This window comes from Aeromicrobium panaciterrae (genome assembly GCF_039537165.1).
Taxonomy (GTDB): domain Bacteria; phylum Actinomycetota; class Actinomycetes; order Propionibacteriales; family Nocardioidaceae; genus Aeromicrobium; species Aeromicrobium panaciterrae.
The window spans coordinates 92,918-107,691 of the sequence record NZ_BAAAZZ010000002.1; the positions used below are offsets into that span (position 1 = coordinate 92,918).

At 67.2% G+C, this 14,774-nt stretch carries 11 protein-coding genes; 6 read left to right on the forward strand and 5 right to left on the reverse strand.

The genetic code is table 11. From position 1 onward, the window contains the following. The first annotated feature begins 30 nt into the window (after positions 1-30). From ABD683_RS00895 to ABD683_RS00910, 4 genes are all read left to right on the forward strand, one after another. The gene (locus ABD683_RS00895; RefSeq protein WP_344766500.1) at positions 31-1,854 is read left to right on the forward strand and encodes a CDP-glycerol glycerophosphotransferase family protein; all 1,824 of its coding nucleotides are present in this window, start codon (positions 31-33) and stop codon (positions 1,852-1,854) included. Positions 1,855-1,967: 113 nt separating this feature from the next. Beyond that, positions 1,968-2,942, forward strand: a complete 975-nt coding sequence (locus ABD683_RS00900; protein ID WP_344766502.1) for a glycosyltransferase — start codon at positions 1,968-1,970, stop codon at positions 2,940-2,942. Then, positions 2,932-4,149 carry a UDP-galactopyranose mutase gene (glf, locus tag ABD683_RS00905; protein ID WP_344766504.1) on the forward strand — a complete coding sequence of 406 codons (1,218 nt, stop codon included), beginning with the start codon at positions 2,932-2,934 and terminating at the stop codon, positions 4,147-4,149. Before ABD683_RS00900 ends, glf begins: the two co-directional genes overlap by 11 nt. Further along, positions 4,139-5,350, forward strand: coding sequence for a CDP-glycerol glycerophosphotransferase family protein (locus tag ABD683_RS00910; protein WP_344766506.1), 1,212 nt, complete (start codon positions 4,139-4,141; stop codon positions 5,348-5,350). Before glf ends, ABD683_RS00910 begins: the two co-directional genes overlap by 11 nt. Here ABD683_RS00910 and ABD683_RS00915 read toward each other — a convergent pair. Genes ABD683_RS00915 through ABD683_RS00925 form a run of 3 tightly spaced genes read right to left on the reverse strand, consistent with a single transcriptional unit; the run spans position 5,328 to position 8,801 of the window. Beyond that, positions 5,328-6,716, reverse strand: a complete 1,389-nt coding sequence (locus tag ABD683_RS00915) for a DUF6716 putative glycosyltransferase (RefSeq protein WP_344766507.1) — start codon at positions 6,714-6,716, stop codon at positions 5,328-5,330. The two genes, ABD683_RS00910 and ABD683_RS00915, sit on opposite strands and share 23 nt — an antisense overlap. Then, complete coding sequence (locus tag ABD683_RS00920) at positions 6,713-7,606, reverse strand: N-acetylneuraminate synthase family protein (protein ID WP_344766508.1); 894 nt, start codon at positions 7,604-7,606, stop codon at positions 6,713-6,715. Before ABD683_RS00920 ends, ABD683_RS00915 begins: the two co-directional genes overlap by 4 nt. Then, positions 7,599-8,801, reverse strand: coding sequence for a cytidylyltransferase domain-containing protein (locus ABD683_RS00925; RefSeq protein ID WP_344766510.1), 1,203 nt, complete (start codon positions 8,799-8,801; stop codon positions 7,599-7,601). The genes ABD683_RS00920 and ABD683_RS00925 overlap by 8 nt, the downstream gene beginning before the upstream one ends. Before the next feature lie 246 nt (positions 8,802-9,047). On the opposite strand from ABD683_RS00925, the gene ABD683_RS00930 reads away from it, so the two are divergent. Beyond that, the gene (locus tag ABD683_RS00930) at positions 9,048-10,298 is read left to right on the forward strand and encodes a DUF6716 putative glycosyltransferase (protein ID WP_344766512.1); all 1,251 of its coding nucleotides are present in this window, start codon (positions 9,048-9,050) and stop codon (positions 10,296-10,298) included. Between the two features lie 87 nt (positions 10,299-10,385). On the opposite strand, the gene ABD683_RS00935 is transcribed toward ABD683_RS00930, so the two are convergent. Both ABD683_RS00935 and ABD683_RS00940 read right to left on the reverse strand, forming a co-directional pair. Then, positions 10,386-11,810, reverse strand: coding sequence for an SDR family NAD(P)-dependent oxidoreductase (locus ABD683_RS00935; RefSeq protein ID WP_344766514.1), 1,425 nt, complete (start codon positions 11,808-11,810; stop codon positions 10,386-10,388). Between the two features lie 29 nt (positions 11,811-11,839). Then, positions 11,840-12,682 (reverse strand): siderophore-interacting protein, encoded by an 843-nt coding sequence (locus tag ABD683_RS00940; RefSeq protein ID WP_344766516.1) that lies wholly within the window; start codon positions 12,680-12,682, stop codon positions 11,840-11,842. Between the two features lie 17 nt (positions 12,683-12,699). Between ABD683_RS00940 and ABD683_RS00945 the strand changes: the two genes are divergently transcribed. Beyond that, positions 12,700-14,649: a M13 family metallopeptidase gene (locus ABD683_RS00945; protein ID WP_344766517.1), complete on the forward strand. Its 1,950-nt coding sequence runs from the start codon at positions 12,700-12,702 to the stop codon at positions 14,647-14,649. Positions 14,650-14,774: the final 125 nt, after the last annotated feature.

The following is a 14,774-nucleotide window of genomic DNA, read 5'->3' on the forward strand; positions in this document are numbered from 1 at the left end:
GTCGTGCGCACCCCGTGTAAATTCGCCCCCATGGTCTCGCCCGTCAGCACTGCCAAGGCAACCCTCGACAGACTGGGCAAGACGGAAGAGCTTCCCGGTTTTCTCCTCACGGTCGGCACCCTCTTCCTCGCCATCGGGTGCGCGGTGGTCGGCCTTGAGATCGCCGCGATGGCGATGCTGTTCGTGTCGGTCATCGGCGAGCTGGTGTTCGAGCAGCGCTCGTCCAAGGCCTCCGAGCTCCTCGACCAGGGAGCACTCGGCATGCCGATGCGGTTTGCGTTGCGGGTGATCGCCGGACTGGTGGTCGCCGCCGACCAGATCGACGGCATCGCCGCCTGGCGCTTCTTCACGCTGATGTGCGTCGTCTATGCGCTCGCGCTCTGCGCACGGGCGTTGCACCAGGAGTACCGGCGCGTGGGCCCGCTCAAGCCGATGGAGACCCGCAACATCCCCGGCGACCCCCAGATCCATGACGCCCCCCGCCGCCGCAGCGTCCACGTCGCGGCGACCCAGCTGCTGGTGCTCGCGCCTGCCCTGCTCGGCTGCCCGTGGGTCGTGGTGCTCCTGCTCGGCATCGGGGCGGTGGCGATCCTCGCAAGCGTGACGATCCCCGACATGAGGGTCTCGTGGGCCCTGCGCCAGCAGAAGCGCGCGACGGGGTTCACGGCACCGTTGCGTCAGGTCCAGGACTTCATCGACGACTACCGGCCCGAGGTCATCGTGCACCTCAGCGGCCCCGAGACCGCTGCCTATCAGATCAACACGTGGCTGGAGAGCCTCGAGTCGCTCGATCGGCGCGTCTTCATCGTGATCCGCGACCACGCGTTGTTCACCAAGATGGGATCGACCACCATTCCGTCACTCGAGCTCTCCGATGCGGGCGAGCTGCTGATGCTCGACTTCTCCGGCGCCAGGATCGCGCTCTACCCGTCCAACACCGGCAACAACATCCATCTGTTGCGCCTGCCCACCCTGATGAGTGCGTTCATCGGTCACGGCGACTCCGACAAGAGCGCCTCCAACAACCCGTTTTCACGCGCGTACGACGAGCTGTGGGTTGCGGGAGCCGCCGGTGCCGACCGCTACAGGAGGTCCGGGCTCGGGATCCACGAGGACCAGTACCGATTCGTCGGGCGGCCGCAGGTTCACGCGATCTCACGTGAGCCCGGGCTGGGTGACGCACCGGTGCCCACCGTGCTCTATGCGCCGACCTGGGAGGGCGTCAACCTCGAGCAGGAGTATTCCTCGGTGTCCGCGGTCGGCCAGAAGATCGTCGAGTCGCTGCTCGCCGCCGATCCACCCGTGCGCATCGTCTTCAAGGCGCACCCGTTCACCGGCCAGCGCGACGCGAAGTACCGCGCCGACCTTGCCCGCATCGCCGACCTCATCGACGAGGCCGCATCCCGTACGGGAGTCGACCACCGCGTCATCAAGGGCGGCTCGATCAACGAGTGGTTCAACCGGGCCTCCGCGATGATCACCGACATCTCCAGCGTCGTCAGCGACTTCCTCGCCAGCGAGAAGCCGTACGCCGTGTTCAATCACACCGATCTCGACGACGCGGCGTTCCGTGAGGACTACCCCTCGACCAGCGCCGGCACGATCATCGGCCGCGACGGCCGAGGTATCGCGGAGTTCATCGCAGTCGTGACCCAGCAGGTCGCCGACGAGCAGGCGAGCCGACGAGCCGAGCTGGCGACCTATCTCCTGGGGCCGCAGGAGCAGCGAAGCCTCCAGGCGTTCCGAGAGGCCATCGACGCGTTCATCGAGCGCTCCGACACCGACCGCGCGTCCTACCGCGACGGCACCTCCACACCTGAGCAGGAGATGCCGTCGGCCGAAAGCGAGCAGTAGCAAGCAAGGCGTCCCGGCGACAGCTGGGACGCAGTGAGGAACGAGCCGCACGCCGCACGGACGTAGTCTGAGCGCGGTCAGGCCGTGTGCGCAGACCCGGTAGACTTGCTCGGGTGAATTCGGCTCCTGGCAAGATCGCCATCGCGATCGTGACGTACAACCGATCGACGTTTCTCAAGGAGCTCCTGGCCAGCGCGGCGACGATGAAGTCCGTGCCGTTCGCGATCGTCGTGGTCGACAACGCCAGCACCGACGACACGCAGCAGGTCATCGAGAACGCGCGCGAATCCTTCCCCGACGGAGTGCTGATCAACCACCGTCTCGACACCAACACCGGCGGTTCCGGCGGGTTCAGCGAGGGCACCCGCGTCGCGCTCGAGCGGGGCGCTGACTGGGTGTGGCTGATGGACGACGACGTCGAGATCCTCCCCGACGCGATCGGCCGGTTCGCGCCCTGGATGGAGCGATTCAAGGTCATCCACGGCCGGCGCTACGACTTCGACGGCACCCCGTTCTACTGGCAGGCCAAGTTCAACGAGTTCCTCGGAGTGCCGCTGCCCTACAGCGGCCGGCAGTTCAACCGCGAGGGATTCGCGATCACCAACTCCGGCACGTTCGAGGGGATGCTGATCCACGCCGACATCGTCCGTCAGATCGGCCTGCCCGACCCGCGCTTCTTCATCTCGTGGGACGACGCGGCGTACGCCTGGCTCGCCGCCCAGCACACCGAGGTCGCGTACGTCGACGCGTTCGTGCTCAAGCGCAAGCGTGAGCAGAAGCAGGTCAACCTCGGCATCCGCCACCTCAATGACGGCAGCCCCCTGTTTCGCTTCCACGTGATCCGCAACCGCGCCTACGTCGGCAAGTACTTCGCGGAGTACGGCAAGCTCAACCGGCTCGGGTTCGGCCTCGGCACGGCGCTCACGTTCGCCAAGGAGATCTTCCGCCTCGTGGTGGTCCAGCACACGCTCAAGGGCATCGGTGACCTCCTACGCGGGTTCCGCGCCAACCGCGCACTCTGGCGCGACAAGACGTGGCGCCCGATGGATCCGGCCGACGTTCCGGCACCATTGACCCATGGACGCTGACTCTGCAGGCTCGGCAGAGCCGGATCTGTTGGTCGTGGGCTCGGGCTTCTTCGGGCTGACGATCGCCGAACGTTGCGCCACCCAGCTGGGACTTCGTGTCCAGGTGATTGACCGACGAACCCACATCGGCGGCAACGCCTACAGCGAGGTCGACCCCGAGACCGGCATCGAGGTCCATCGCTACGGTGCGCACCTGTTCCACACGTCCAACAAGCGCGTCTGGGACTACGTCAACCAGTTCACCGACTTCACGCCGTACGTGCACCACGTCTACACGAACTACCTCGGTGAAGTGTTCCCGATGCCGATCAACCTCGGCACGATCAACCAGTTCCAGCGCGCCGCCTACACGCCCGACGAGGCGCGCGCCTGGGTCGCCGAGCAGGCCGCGGTGCTCGACGGCGAGCCGACCAATCTCGAGGAGAAGGCGATATCGCTGATCGGGCAGCCGCTCTACGAGGCCTTCATCAAGGGCTACACCGCCAAGCAGTGGCAGACCGATCCCACGGAGCTGGCCCCGGAGATCATCAGCCGCCTCCCGGTGCGCTACACGTACGACAACCGCTACTTCTCAGACACCTACGAGGGGTTGCCGACGGGCGGTTACACCGCCTGGCTGGAGAAGATGGCCGAGCACCCCAACATCACGGTGACACTCGGGACCGACTTCTTCGACGAGTCGCAGCCATACAACAAGGCCGGCGTCGTGGGCCGGATCCCGGTCGTGTTCACGGGCCCGATCGACCGCTACTTCGACTTCAAGCACGGCGACCTGTCGTGGCGCACGCTCGACTTCGAGTCCGAGGTGCTGCCGATCGGAGACTTCCAGGGCACCCCTGTCATGAACTACGCCGACGAGTCGATCGACTACACGCGCATCCACGAGTTCCGCCATTTCCATCCCGAGCGCGACTATCCCGCCGACAAGACGATCATCATGCGCGAGTACAGCCGCTTCGCCGAGACCAACCTCGACGGGTCCGGCGACGAGCCCTACTACCCTGTCAACACCGCGCAGGACCGTGAGCGGCTGCTGTCATACCGGGAGCTGGCCAAGAACGAGTCCGACGTGCTGTTCGGCGGTCGTCTCGGCACCTACCAGTACCTCGACATGCACATGGCGATCGGATCGGCCCTGAGCATGTACGACAACAAGCTCGCCCCGCACTTCACCGACGGCGCCACCTTGGTCGACGATGGCGTCTGAGCCCAGGGTCGGCCTCACCCGTCGCCTGCAGCTGTGGGCGATCAAGCGCCTGCGCCGTTCGCGCTTCCTGCCGGCCGGAATGCCCGACAAGGTCACCGACGAGGACCGGCTCGGCAAGCGGTTCGACCAGCAGGTGATGGTCTACTTCCCCACCACCAAGGACAGCCTCTACCAGCTGCGCCCCTGGTACCACGCACTCAAGGCGCTGAGTGCGGTCCACCCGATCGTGATCGTGTTCAAGGACTCCCGCACCGCCAAGGTCGTGCGCAAGGAGACCGACTTCGAGTGCGTGACCCTGGCCCGCTACGGCCAACTCGACGAGATCCTGTCGCTGAGCGAGGTCAAGCTCGCGCTCTACGTCAACCACGATCCGGTCAACTTCGAGTCGCTGCGGTTCAGCTCGATGGTTCACGTCTACCTCGGGCACGGCGACAGCGACAAGGGCGTGTCGGTGTCCAACCAGGTCAAGGCCTACGACCTGTGCTTCCTCGCGGGCCAGGCAGCGCTTGACCGTACGTTGTCCGCCGTGATGCAGTACGACGCGGAGGCCCGCAGCGTGCTGATCGGTCAGCCGCAGCTCGATGGCGTCGAGAAGTTCGAGCCCGAGCCGTCCCCCGACGGTCGCAAGACGGTGCTCTACGCCCCGACGTGGGAGGCCTCACAGCCGTCGGTGTCCTACGGGTCGCTCGAGACGCACGGCGAGAAGATCATGCGGGAGCTGGTCGGCCACTACCGGGTGATCTACCGGCCCCACCCGCTCAACGGTGTCATCAGCGCGTCCTACGGCGAGGCCGACAAGGCCGTACGCCTGCTCGCCGAGCGCATCGACACCGACGTGCCGCTGGAGAAGTCGTTCGCAGACGCCGACCTGTTGATCACCGATGTGTCGGCGGTGACGCTCAACTGGCTGCCGACGGGCAAGCCGATGCTGGTCACCACCCCGCAGGTGCCCTATCCCCCGAGCCGGCTGATGATCATCGTCCCGCAGCTGGCCGCCGTCGACGACGTCATGGCCGCGGTCGACGAGCAGCTGACCAAGGACCCGACCAAGACCCAGCGCAAGAAGCTCATCACCTACTACCTCGGCAACCCCAGGCGCGGCGTCGCCACCAAGAACTTCGTGAAGGCGTGCAAGGACGCCATGGCCGTACGCGACCGCGAGTGGGCCGAGAAGCAGATCACCGGCGCCACCGGCCCCTGACCCCCGAGATTTGATGGGTTTTGGCCCATCTCTCGCGCTCGAACGGGCCAAAACCCATCAAATCTCGGCAGTGGTCAGCGGCGCGGATGAGCTCGCCGCGGCGACGGTTGCCCCAGATGCCTATCGCGAGCAACCGGGACTCCATGATCTCGACCCTGCTGCCCTGCTCCGAGGCGAATGCGAAGTGCCGGTAGAAGAACTCCCTCGTCCTGTTCAGCAGCGTCGCGGGCAGCTCCGGATAGGGCGAGAGGCCGTACGTCGCGCGCTGCTCCAGCAGCCGCTCGACGGCCGCGAGCCAGGTGTTGTCGGCGAGGTCGTGGAAGTAGTTGTCGTCGAGCCATTCGGGCTCGGGGTGCTGGAACGACCCTGCGACCAGGTCACGCGCCGTTCCGAGGAGCCCGCTCCTGAGCAGGACGAGGTTGATCTGGTCGGCACCCACGCCGAAGTCGGTGAGACCGAGCACCGGGACGCCCTCCGCGATGGCCTCGAGGAGCGAGGTCGAGCTGACCGAGACGAGGCCGACCGCACGCTGCAGGTGGCGGCTCATGGCACCGCTCTCCACCACGAGGTTGGCTGGGATCAGCTCGCCCTCGTGTGCCAGCCCGGCGAGCAGCTCCTCGTACGAGAAGTGCTCGGCATGCGTCTGTGGCTCGCCGGCGCGGGCGCGAACCTTGATCACGACCTCGAGGTGCGGATGAGCACGTGCCGTCTCGATGAGCTGGCGCAGCAGCCAGGTGCGCTGCTTCCTGGGCGCAGGGACCAGTGCTTGCGCGGCGAAGATGATGCGATCGCGTACGGGTTCGACCCGATCGCGCCGACGCATCGAGTCGGACTCGGCCGGCTTCGGCGCCGATGCGAGGAACGGCAGCGTCGCGAGCTCGTACGTGTGCGGGATGCCGAGCCGCTCACTGGCCTCGGCGAACTCACGGAGCTCGCGTTTGCTGTGCAGGACGAACAGGTCGACGGCGCGCCGGAAGCCGAGCCCGTACGGGATCACCGGAACGGCGATCCCGGCGAGGCCACTGACGATGACCGGGCGATCCGGCTCGTTCGCGATCAATCCGATCATCGCCTGAACGGCCGGGCCGCGGGTGGCCGCGACCAGCACGTCGGGCTGCCACTCGCTGAGCAGCCGGCGAAGGTCGGCAAGACCCACGCGGGTGGGCTCGTCACGGTCGAACCGCGAGCCCTCCAGCGCCTCGGCGAGCTGGCGCCGGCTCGGCTCGGCGTTGCTCCGCGCCAGCACGAGGCGCACCGACCAGTCCTTGGGAATCTGGTTGGCCAGCGACGCACCCCACTTGACGTAGGAGTCGGAGTCGGTGACGACGAGGACACGCGGGGTGTCCCCGTCGTCCCCTCGACTCATGCGGAGATGACCGTCGCGTCCGGGTCACGGCGCAGGCGCTGCATCGGCTTCAGCTCGCCAGGCATGACGCGCTTCACGCCGTCGCCGAGAGCCTTCTCGATGACGCGTACGTCGCGTACCAGGCTCATGAACCCGTGCGGCTCCAGGCTTGCCGCCTGGTCCGAGCCCCACATCGTGCGATCAAGCGTGATGTGGCGCTCCACGGCCACGGCGCCGAGCGCGACCGCGGCGACCGAGATCTGCAGGCCTCGCTCGTGTCCCGAGTAGCCGATCGGCACCCGGTAGCGCGCTGCGAGCACCGGGATCATCAGGAGGTTGGCCTCCTCGGGCGGCAGCGGGTAGGTCGACGTCGCGTGCATGATGACGAGGCGCTCGGTGCCGAGGATCTCGACGGCACGGTCGATCTGCTCCATCGTGCTCATGCCGGTCGACAGGATGATCGGCTTGCCGGTGCCGGCGAGCTCGCGGAGCAGCGGCAGGTCGGTGACGGAGGCCGAGGCGACCTTGTGGGTGGAGACGCCCATCGACTCGAGGAACTCGACCGAGGGGATGTCCCACGGTGACGCGAACCAGTCGACGCCCTGCGACGACGCATACGCGGCGATCTCGGTGTACTGCTCGCGCTCGAACTCGACCCGGTAGCGGTAGTCGAGGTAGCTCATCTCGCCCCACGGCGTCTCACGCCGGGTGTGCTTCATGTCCTCGGGTGTCGAGATGTGCGGAGTGCGCTTCTGGAACTTGACGGCCTGCGCGCCGGCGAGGGCCGCGACATCGATGAGCTTCTTGGCGACGGCGATGTCACCGTTGTGGTTGATGCCGATCTCGCCGATGACGTACGTGGGTCGGCCGTGCCCGACGATCTCCTCGCCGATCTGGATCCATTCAGCCATGATCATGCCCCTTCGTTGGTGCGATGGAGTCGAGCACGCGGTCAGCGAGCTCGCGGACTGCACCTTCGCCGCCGTTGCGACGAAGGACGATGCGGGAGGCGGCACGCGCCTCGTGGTGGGCGTCGGCGACCACCACGGGCCAGCCGACGCTGTTGAGGCACGCGACGTCGTTGACGTCGTTGCCGAGATAGGCGATGTCGCCGAGGTCGATCTGTCGTCCGGCGGCCCAGCGGGCGAGGGCGGCACGCTTGTCGTCACACGCCGCGATGACCTCGACACCGAGCTTGGTGCCGCGAGCAGTGACCACGGGATTGCGTTCGGTCGACAGGATCAGGACGGGTATGCCGGCGCGACGCAATCGGGCGATGCCCATGCCGTCGGAACGGCTGACCGTGACCGACTCGATGCCGAATTCGTCGACCGTGACCCGGTCGTCGGTGTGCACGCCGTCGAAGTCCGTGACAACGGCCCGGGCGCCGATCGGTGCGTCCGTGGCCGCGGCGAGGAGCCTGGCCAGCCGCAGGTCGTGCTCGGTGTCGATCTCCAGCGCACCGACCGGGTCGACCTCGACCATCTCGACGCGGCCGAAGAACCGGTGCCCGTGCTCGAGAAACCCGGTCGTGCGCATCACGTAGAACGCACCCGTCTCGGCGTACTCCGGTGCACGGTCCTGGCGCCGCAGCCGGCCGCTCGCGTCGTGGTTGACTCCCTCGGGCCCGTTGACGCCGGCTCGCCACAGGTGGACGTCCGAGCGGGTCACGCTGAACGCCACGTCGCACTCGTCGGCGCGGACCAGGTCGATCGCGCCTTCCAGCGCCTCCCGGTCGATGAACGGGCTGGTGGCCTGGACGAACACGGTGACCTCGGGAACTGCCTCCAGCTTGCCGAGCGCGTGCTGCAGAGCCGCTTCCGACGAGGCGGTGTCGCCGGCGATGTCGGTTGGACGGTCGATGACCCGTGCTCCGGCATTCCTGGCGGCATCGGCGATCTCGGCGTCGTCGGTCGACACGTACACGGCGTCGACCGTCGACACACCGGCGACCGCACGTACGGCCCGCGCGATCAGCGACTCACCGCCGACGAGCCGGAGGTTCTTGCGTGGCACCCCCTTGGAGCCACCGCGCGCAGGGATCACGGCACACACGCCACCGAGCTCCACGAGCTCGCTCTGCGGGTTCATGAGGTCCTGGCTCACGCGGTTCCTTTCGCGTCCATCTGGCGGTTGCCGAGTCGATGCATCTCGCTGCCTGCTGTCCTTCTCGACGCTAGGAAGCGACAACGACCGGCCGATGAACACGACACCTCGTGTCAGGGAACGTCGTGGGTCCTGACAGGGACATCCGGGTCCTGCGGCGACGAGGGCGGGAACGACGAGCCAACAGTCGGTGAACTGGCATACGACACCGCGTTCGAGGCGGTTTCATCCGGTTACGGTCGTGGGGTGACCCGATCAGCGCTGCTCATCGCTGCGTTCGACTCGCAGCTGAAGTGGTGTGCTGGCATACGCGACGAGCTGGTCCAGCGGGGCACCGAGTGCCGTGTCGTCGTGCCCGACACTCGATCGGCGTTGTCGGTCCAACAGATCAAGGACGCCGGTTTCGAGCATGTCGACCACCTCGCGTGGGACGACCTGGTCGCCGAGGCGCTCCGCAGTGACATCGTGGTGTGCTCGTTGGCCGGGCCGATGACGCAACGCCTCAGCATCGACATGGCCACGGCGCGTCGGCCGGGCGTGGCAGGACCGATCGTGGTGTCGGGATGGGTCGGCATCATCATCGAGAAAGTCACGGCGGGCTACCTCGACCGGGCCGGCACGGATGTCATCGCGGTCAACTCCGCGCACGACCTGGAGTACTTCCGCGACACCGCCGGCACGCTTGGACTGCCCAGCGACAACCTGGTGCTGACCGGGCTGCCGTTCCTGTCGTCATCTCCGCAGCCCGAGCGAGGCGGCGAGATCAAGCGCGTGCTGTTCGCCGACCAGCCGACCGTGCCGTCGACGCCGGTCGAGCGGTTGCACGTCTACCAGCGGCTGATCGCGTATGCACTCGAGCACCCGGACCGCGACGTCATCCTCAAGCCGCGACACCGGCGGGGCGAGGACACGTTCCACCGGATGGCCCACCATCCCGCGGACCTGCTCCGGGGTCGGGAGCTGCCGCCGAACTTCCACCTCGACTACACCCCCATCACCGAGCAGCTGCCGACGACCGACCTGCTGCTCACGATGTCGTCGACGGCGTGCCTCGAGGCTCTCGACCGGGGCTGCCGGGTGGCGCTGGTGCTCGACCTCGGCGTGCACGAACGCTTCGGCAACCACGTGTTCCTCGACAGCGGCCTGCTGCGCACGTTCGAGGAGATCAGCAAGGACGAGATCGGTACGCCGTCTGCCGAGTGGATGAGCGGCTACTTCGGCGGCCGTACGCGGCCCGCGAACCAGACGATCGCCGACCGCATCGAAGCCTTGATCGTCTCGGGCGAGCGACCGTCACACGCCGTGTGGGACACGTCGTACTTCCGTGGCGCCACCGACGTGTTCCTGGCCCGTGAAGCCGCGCAACCCGCGTTCATCTCGGCGCCCTGGGCGCGACGCATCCGCCAGCACGGACGCGTGTTCGGCACGGCCGCCCAGGCGGGCCACTACTTCCTGCCACCAGTCATCCTGCGCCCGATCCGCCGCTTGTTGCGCTGACCTTGGCCGGATCGGTGGAATCACAACCGAATACGCCACCTTTCGGTTGCGACGTCACCGCCAACCAGGTGGTCAGCTGCCCGCGAGCTAGCTGCCGCCGCCGATCGCAGCGGGGCCGTCTTCGCGGCGGATGTCGATGATGTGCCCCGTCTGCTGGGCCAGCAGGATGTCGATCGACTGGCGGGCGACCTCCATCGAGCTGAGCAGCGTGCCCTCGGGCTCGTCGCCGAACGCCTTGGTGCGCATCGGGGTGCCCGTACGTTCGGGGTTGATGCAGTTGACCCGCACCTCCCCCGCCCACTCGTCGGCGAGCGCCTGGGTCAGGTTGACGACGGCGGCCTTGGCCGAGCTGTAGAGCGAGTAGCCCTTGCGACCGCGCGTGTAGGAGGACGAGGTGAACAACAGCAGTGATCCGTTGGACGCCGCGAGGTGCGGGTAGAACTCCTGGGCGATGAAGATCGGTGCGAGGTAGTTGATCTCGGTCGCCGCAAAGATCGTCTCCTCCGTCGTGTCGGCGAGATCGCCGATCGGGAGCACGCCGGCGGTGTTGACGACGAAGTCGATCGTGTCGGAGTCCTTGAGCACCGTCTGGGCGGCGGCAGCAATGTCGTCGCGGCGGTCGACGTGCGTGTTGGTCGTCGAGCGCGAGAACGAGTGCACCGTCGCGCCGAAGCCACGGGCCAGCTCGGCGATGTCGCCACCAATGCCGTACGAGCCGCCGAACACGACCATCGTCTTGCCGGCGAGAGCCGCACGGTAGTCGTCATCGCTCAGCTGGTCGGGTGCATCGGCGGAGTGCAGCTGGAAGAGCTTGTCGGCGATGTAGACGTCGATCGGCTCGGTGACCTTCATGTTGCGCTCGTGGCCGAGCACGACGGCGATCGGCACGTCAGGCAGGTAGCGCAGCACGACGGTGCAGTCGTCGGTCGCGGTGAAGTCGGGGTCCTTCCACGCCAGCTCGTAGGCCTTGCGGATCACCGAGAGGCGAAAGGCCTGCGGCGTCTGTCCGCGGCGCAGCAGCGAGCGCTGGAGGACGTCCTCGATGACATCATGCCCATCAGCCCCGGGCTCAGGGTGGACCTGGACGATCGTGTCGGCCGACGGGATCGCCGTGTCGACAGCCTCGTGCGTACGCAGTGCCTCCACGCAGTCGGCGATGATCGTCTGCGACACCAGCGGGCGAACGGCGTCATGGAACAGCACGTTGCACTCGTCGGTGCCCAGCGCCTCGAGCGCCCGGCTCGTCGAGTCGTTGCGGGTGACGCCACCCTCGACGATCTGGGTGACCTTCTCGTAGCCGCCAGCCGTGACGATCGCGCGTACGGGATCGAGGTGGCCCGGGGTCATCAGGACCACGATCTCGTCGATCACCGGCGAAGCCTCGAAAGCCGCGATGGTGTGCTCGATGATCGTCTTGCCGGCGATCTTGATGAGCTGTTTGGGGATCGAGAGACCGACCCTCGTACCGGTGCCACCGGCAAGGATCACGGCCACATTTCGCAGTTCAGTCACCCGTAGAGGTTAGCGGCACGGCGGGCTGCTCAAGCCCCCGGCCGGACGACCGCCTCGGTCTGCTGCGACTTCCAGACCCGGAAACCCTCCTCAGTCGTGCCACGTCGCCAGTAGCCCGAGATCGAGGCATCGCTGCGTGGCACGCCACGGTCGTTGAGGACGTACGGGCGCACGCTCTTGAGCAACGCCGACTCACCGTGGACGAACACGTGCGCGCGTCCCTCACGCCACGGCCAGGCACGCAGGGCGTCGTCCAGCAGGGTCGTGGTTCCCGGTCCGGCGCTGCCGCGGTGCAGCCAGTGCATCTCGAGGTCCGCCGCGGTCGTGAGCAGCAGCTCGTCGTCGGGACCGTTGACCTCGACGAACGCCACGGCCCGGGCGCCCGGCTCCAATGCCTCGAGCGCCGAGCTGATCGCGGGCAGCCCTGCCTCGTCGCCGACGAACAGGTGCCAGTCGGCGGTCGGGTCGGGAGCGTACGCGCCGCTCGGGCCGCGCAGGTGCAGCACGTCTCCGGGCTGAGCCGCAGCGGCCCATGGTCCGGCGAATCCCTCATCGCCGTGGATCACGAAGTCGACGACAACCTCCCGGGCCCCGTGATCGACCTTGCGGATCGTGTAGGTGCGAAGCACCGGCCAGGCCTCTTGCGGCATCGTCTCGCGCACCTGCTCGAGGTTGAGCGGCTCGGGATAGTCGAACTCGTCGGAGAGGAAGACGAGCTTGACGTACTTGTCGGTGAAGGCTCCCCCGTTGAGGGCGAGATCTCGCTCGGCGAACTCGCTGAACCCGTCGCCGCCGAACACCACCCGGCGCAACGTCGGCGTCAGCTGCGAAGTCCGGAGCACGGTCAATCGGGCGGGAAGAGTCTTGCTCACCTGTGTAGCCTACTGGCGTGACCCACGGCATCGACACGACACAATTCGACCCTGAGATCCGCGCCCAGGACGACCTGTTCCGATACGTCAACGGACCCTGGCTCCGCACCGCCGAGATCAAGCCGGACCGGGCCACCGCCGGAGCTTTCGTGGTGCTCGTCGACGAGGCCGAAGCCAAGGTGCGCGAGATCATCGAGGCCGCCAGCAAGGCGCCGGAGGACGACGAGCAGCGCAAGATCGGCGACCTCTATGCCAGCTTCATGGACGAGGAGCGCGCCGAGGCCCTCGGCGCCGCACCCCTCGAGCCGGAGCTCGCCAAGGTCGACGCGATCGCCGACATCGCCGCATTCGTCTCGACCCTCGGCGAGCTCGACCGCCAGGGCGTCGCCAGCGTGTTCGGCATGTACATCGGCCCGGACAGCGGCAATCCTCATCGCTATGTCACGCATCTCAACCAGGGTGGCACCGGACTGCCCGATGAGTCCTACTACCGCGAGGACGCGACGGCCGACATCCGCACGGCGTACGTCGCCCACATCACGACGATGCTCGGACTCGCCGGGCTCACCGATGCGGCAGACCGCGCGGCACGGATCATGGACCTCGAGACGCGTCTCGCCAGTCACCACTGGGACCGGGTTGCGTGCCGCGACGCCCAGAAGACCTACAACCTGCTCAATCGGGACGACCTTCAGGCGCTCGCCCCGACGTTCGACTGGACGACCTGGTCGACCGGCGCCAAGGTGCCCGTTCCCGTTCTCGCCGAGGTCGTCGTCGGTCAGCCCTCCTTCCTCGAAGGGCTCGAGACCCTCCTGGTCGCCGACGAGCTCGAGGGCTGGAAGGACTGGCTGCGCTGGCAGGTCGTCCGCAGCGGCTCGCCCTACCTCTCGTCCGACTTCGTCGACGCCAACTTCGAGTTCTACGGCCGTACGCTGAGTGGCACCGACGAGCTGCGTCCCCGCTGGAAGCGTGGCGTCGGCTTCGTCGAGGGCGCGATGGGTGAGGCCGTCGGCCGCATCTACGTACGCACCGAGTTCCCGCCCGCCTCCAAGGAGCGGATGACCGAGCTGATCGACAACCTGATCGAGGCCTATCGCTCCAGCATCTCCGCGCTGCCGTGGATGAGCGACGAGACCAAGAAGCGCGCCCACGACAAGCTCAACTCGTTCGACCCCAAGATCGGGCACCCCGAGAAGTTCCGCGACTACTCGGCCCTCGAGACGGCGCCAGATGACCTGTTGGGCAACGCCCGCCGCGCGCTCGCAGTCGCGACCGACCGTGAGCTGGCCAAGATCGGATCTCCGATCGACCGTGACGAGTGGTACATGACGCCGCAGACCGTCAATGCCTACTACAACCCCACGATGAACGAGATCGTCTTCCCGGCCGCGATCCTGCAGCCCCCGTTCTTCCACGCCGATGCCGACGACGCGGTCAACTACGGAGCCATCGGTGCCGTGATCGGCCACGAGATCGGCCACGGCTTCGACGACCAGGGCTCGCACTACGACGGCACAGGTGCACTCAACAACTGGTGGACCGATGAGGACCGGACCGCCTTCGAAGAGCTCACCTCAGCCCTGATCGCCCAGTACGACGCCCTCTCACCCGAGGGGGCAGACGGCAAACCTGTCAACGGTTCATTGACGATCGGTGAGAACATCGGCGACCTGGGTGGCCTCGGCATCGCCTACAAGGCGTTCAAGATCGCGCAAGGCGCCTCGGCGGGCGAGCCGATCGATGGTCTGACACCCGATCAGCGGTTCTTCATCTCGTGGGCCCAGGCCTGGCAGTCCAAGGTACGTCCCGCCGAGACCGTGCGCCGCCTCACGGTCGACCCCCACTCTCCGCCGGAGTTTCGCTGCAACCAGGTCGTCCGCAACATCGACGCGTTCTATGACGCGTTCGGCGTCACGGCCGACGACCAGGCCTGGCTCGACCCGGCGCAACGCGTGAGCATTTGGTGAAGCGCGACTCGCCTGTCCGCCAGTGAGGCCGCCCGCGGCCGAACGTGAGCGAAGCGAGGCGAACCACCGTCCATTCCCAACACTGGGAGCACCTCACCCCGCCTCGGCCTTCGGCCCCACGGTCG

Coding starts and splice junctions, on each gene's coding strand:
- ABD683_RS00895 (WP_344766500.1), top strand. CDS start 31: ATGGTCTCGCCCGTCAGCACTGCCAAGGCAACCCTCGACAGACTGGGC.
- glf (WP_344766504.1), top strand. CDS start 2,932: ATGGACGCTGACTCTGCAGGCTCGGCAGAGCCGGATCTGTTGGTCGTG.
- ABD683_RS00910 (WP_344766506.1), top strand. CDS start 4,139: ATGGCGTCTGAGCCCAGGGTCGGCCTCACCCGTCGCCTGCAGCTGTGG.
- ABD683_RS00915 (WP_344766507.1), bottom strand. CDS start 6,716: ATGAGTCGAGGGGACGACGGGGACACCCCGCGTGTCCTCGTCGTCACC.
- ABD683_RS00920 (WP_344766508.1), bottom strand. CDS start 7,606: ATGGCTGAATGGATCCAGATCGGCGAGGAGATCGTCGGGCACGGCCGA.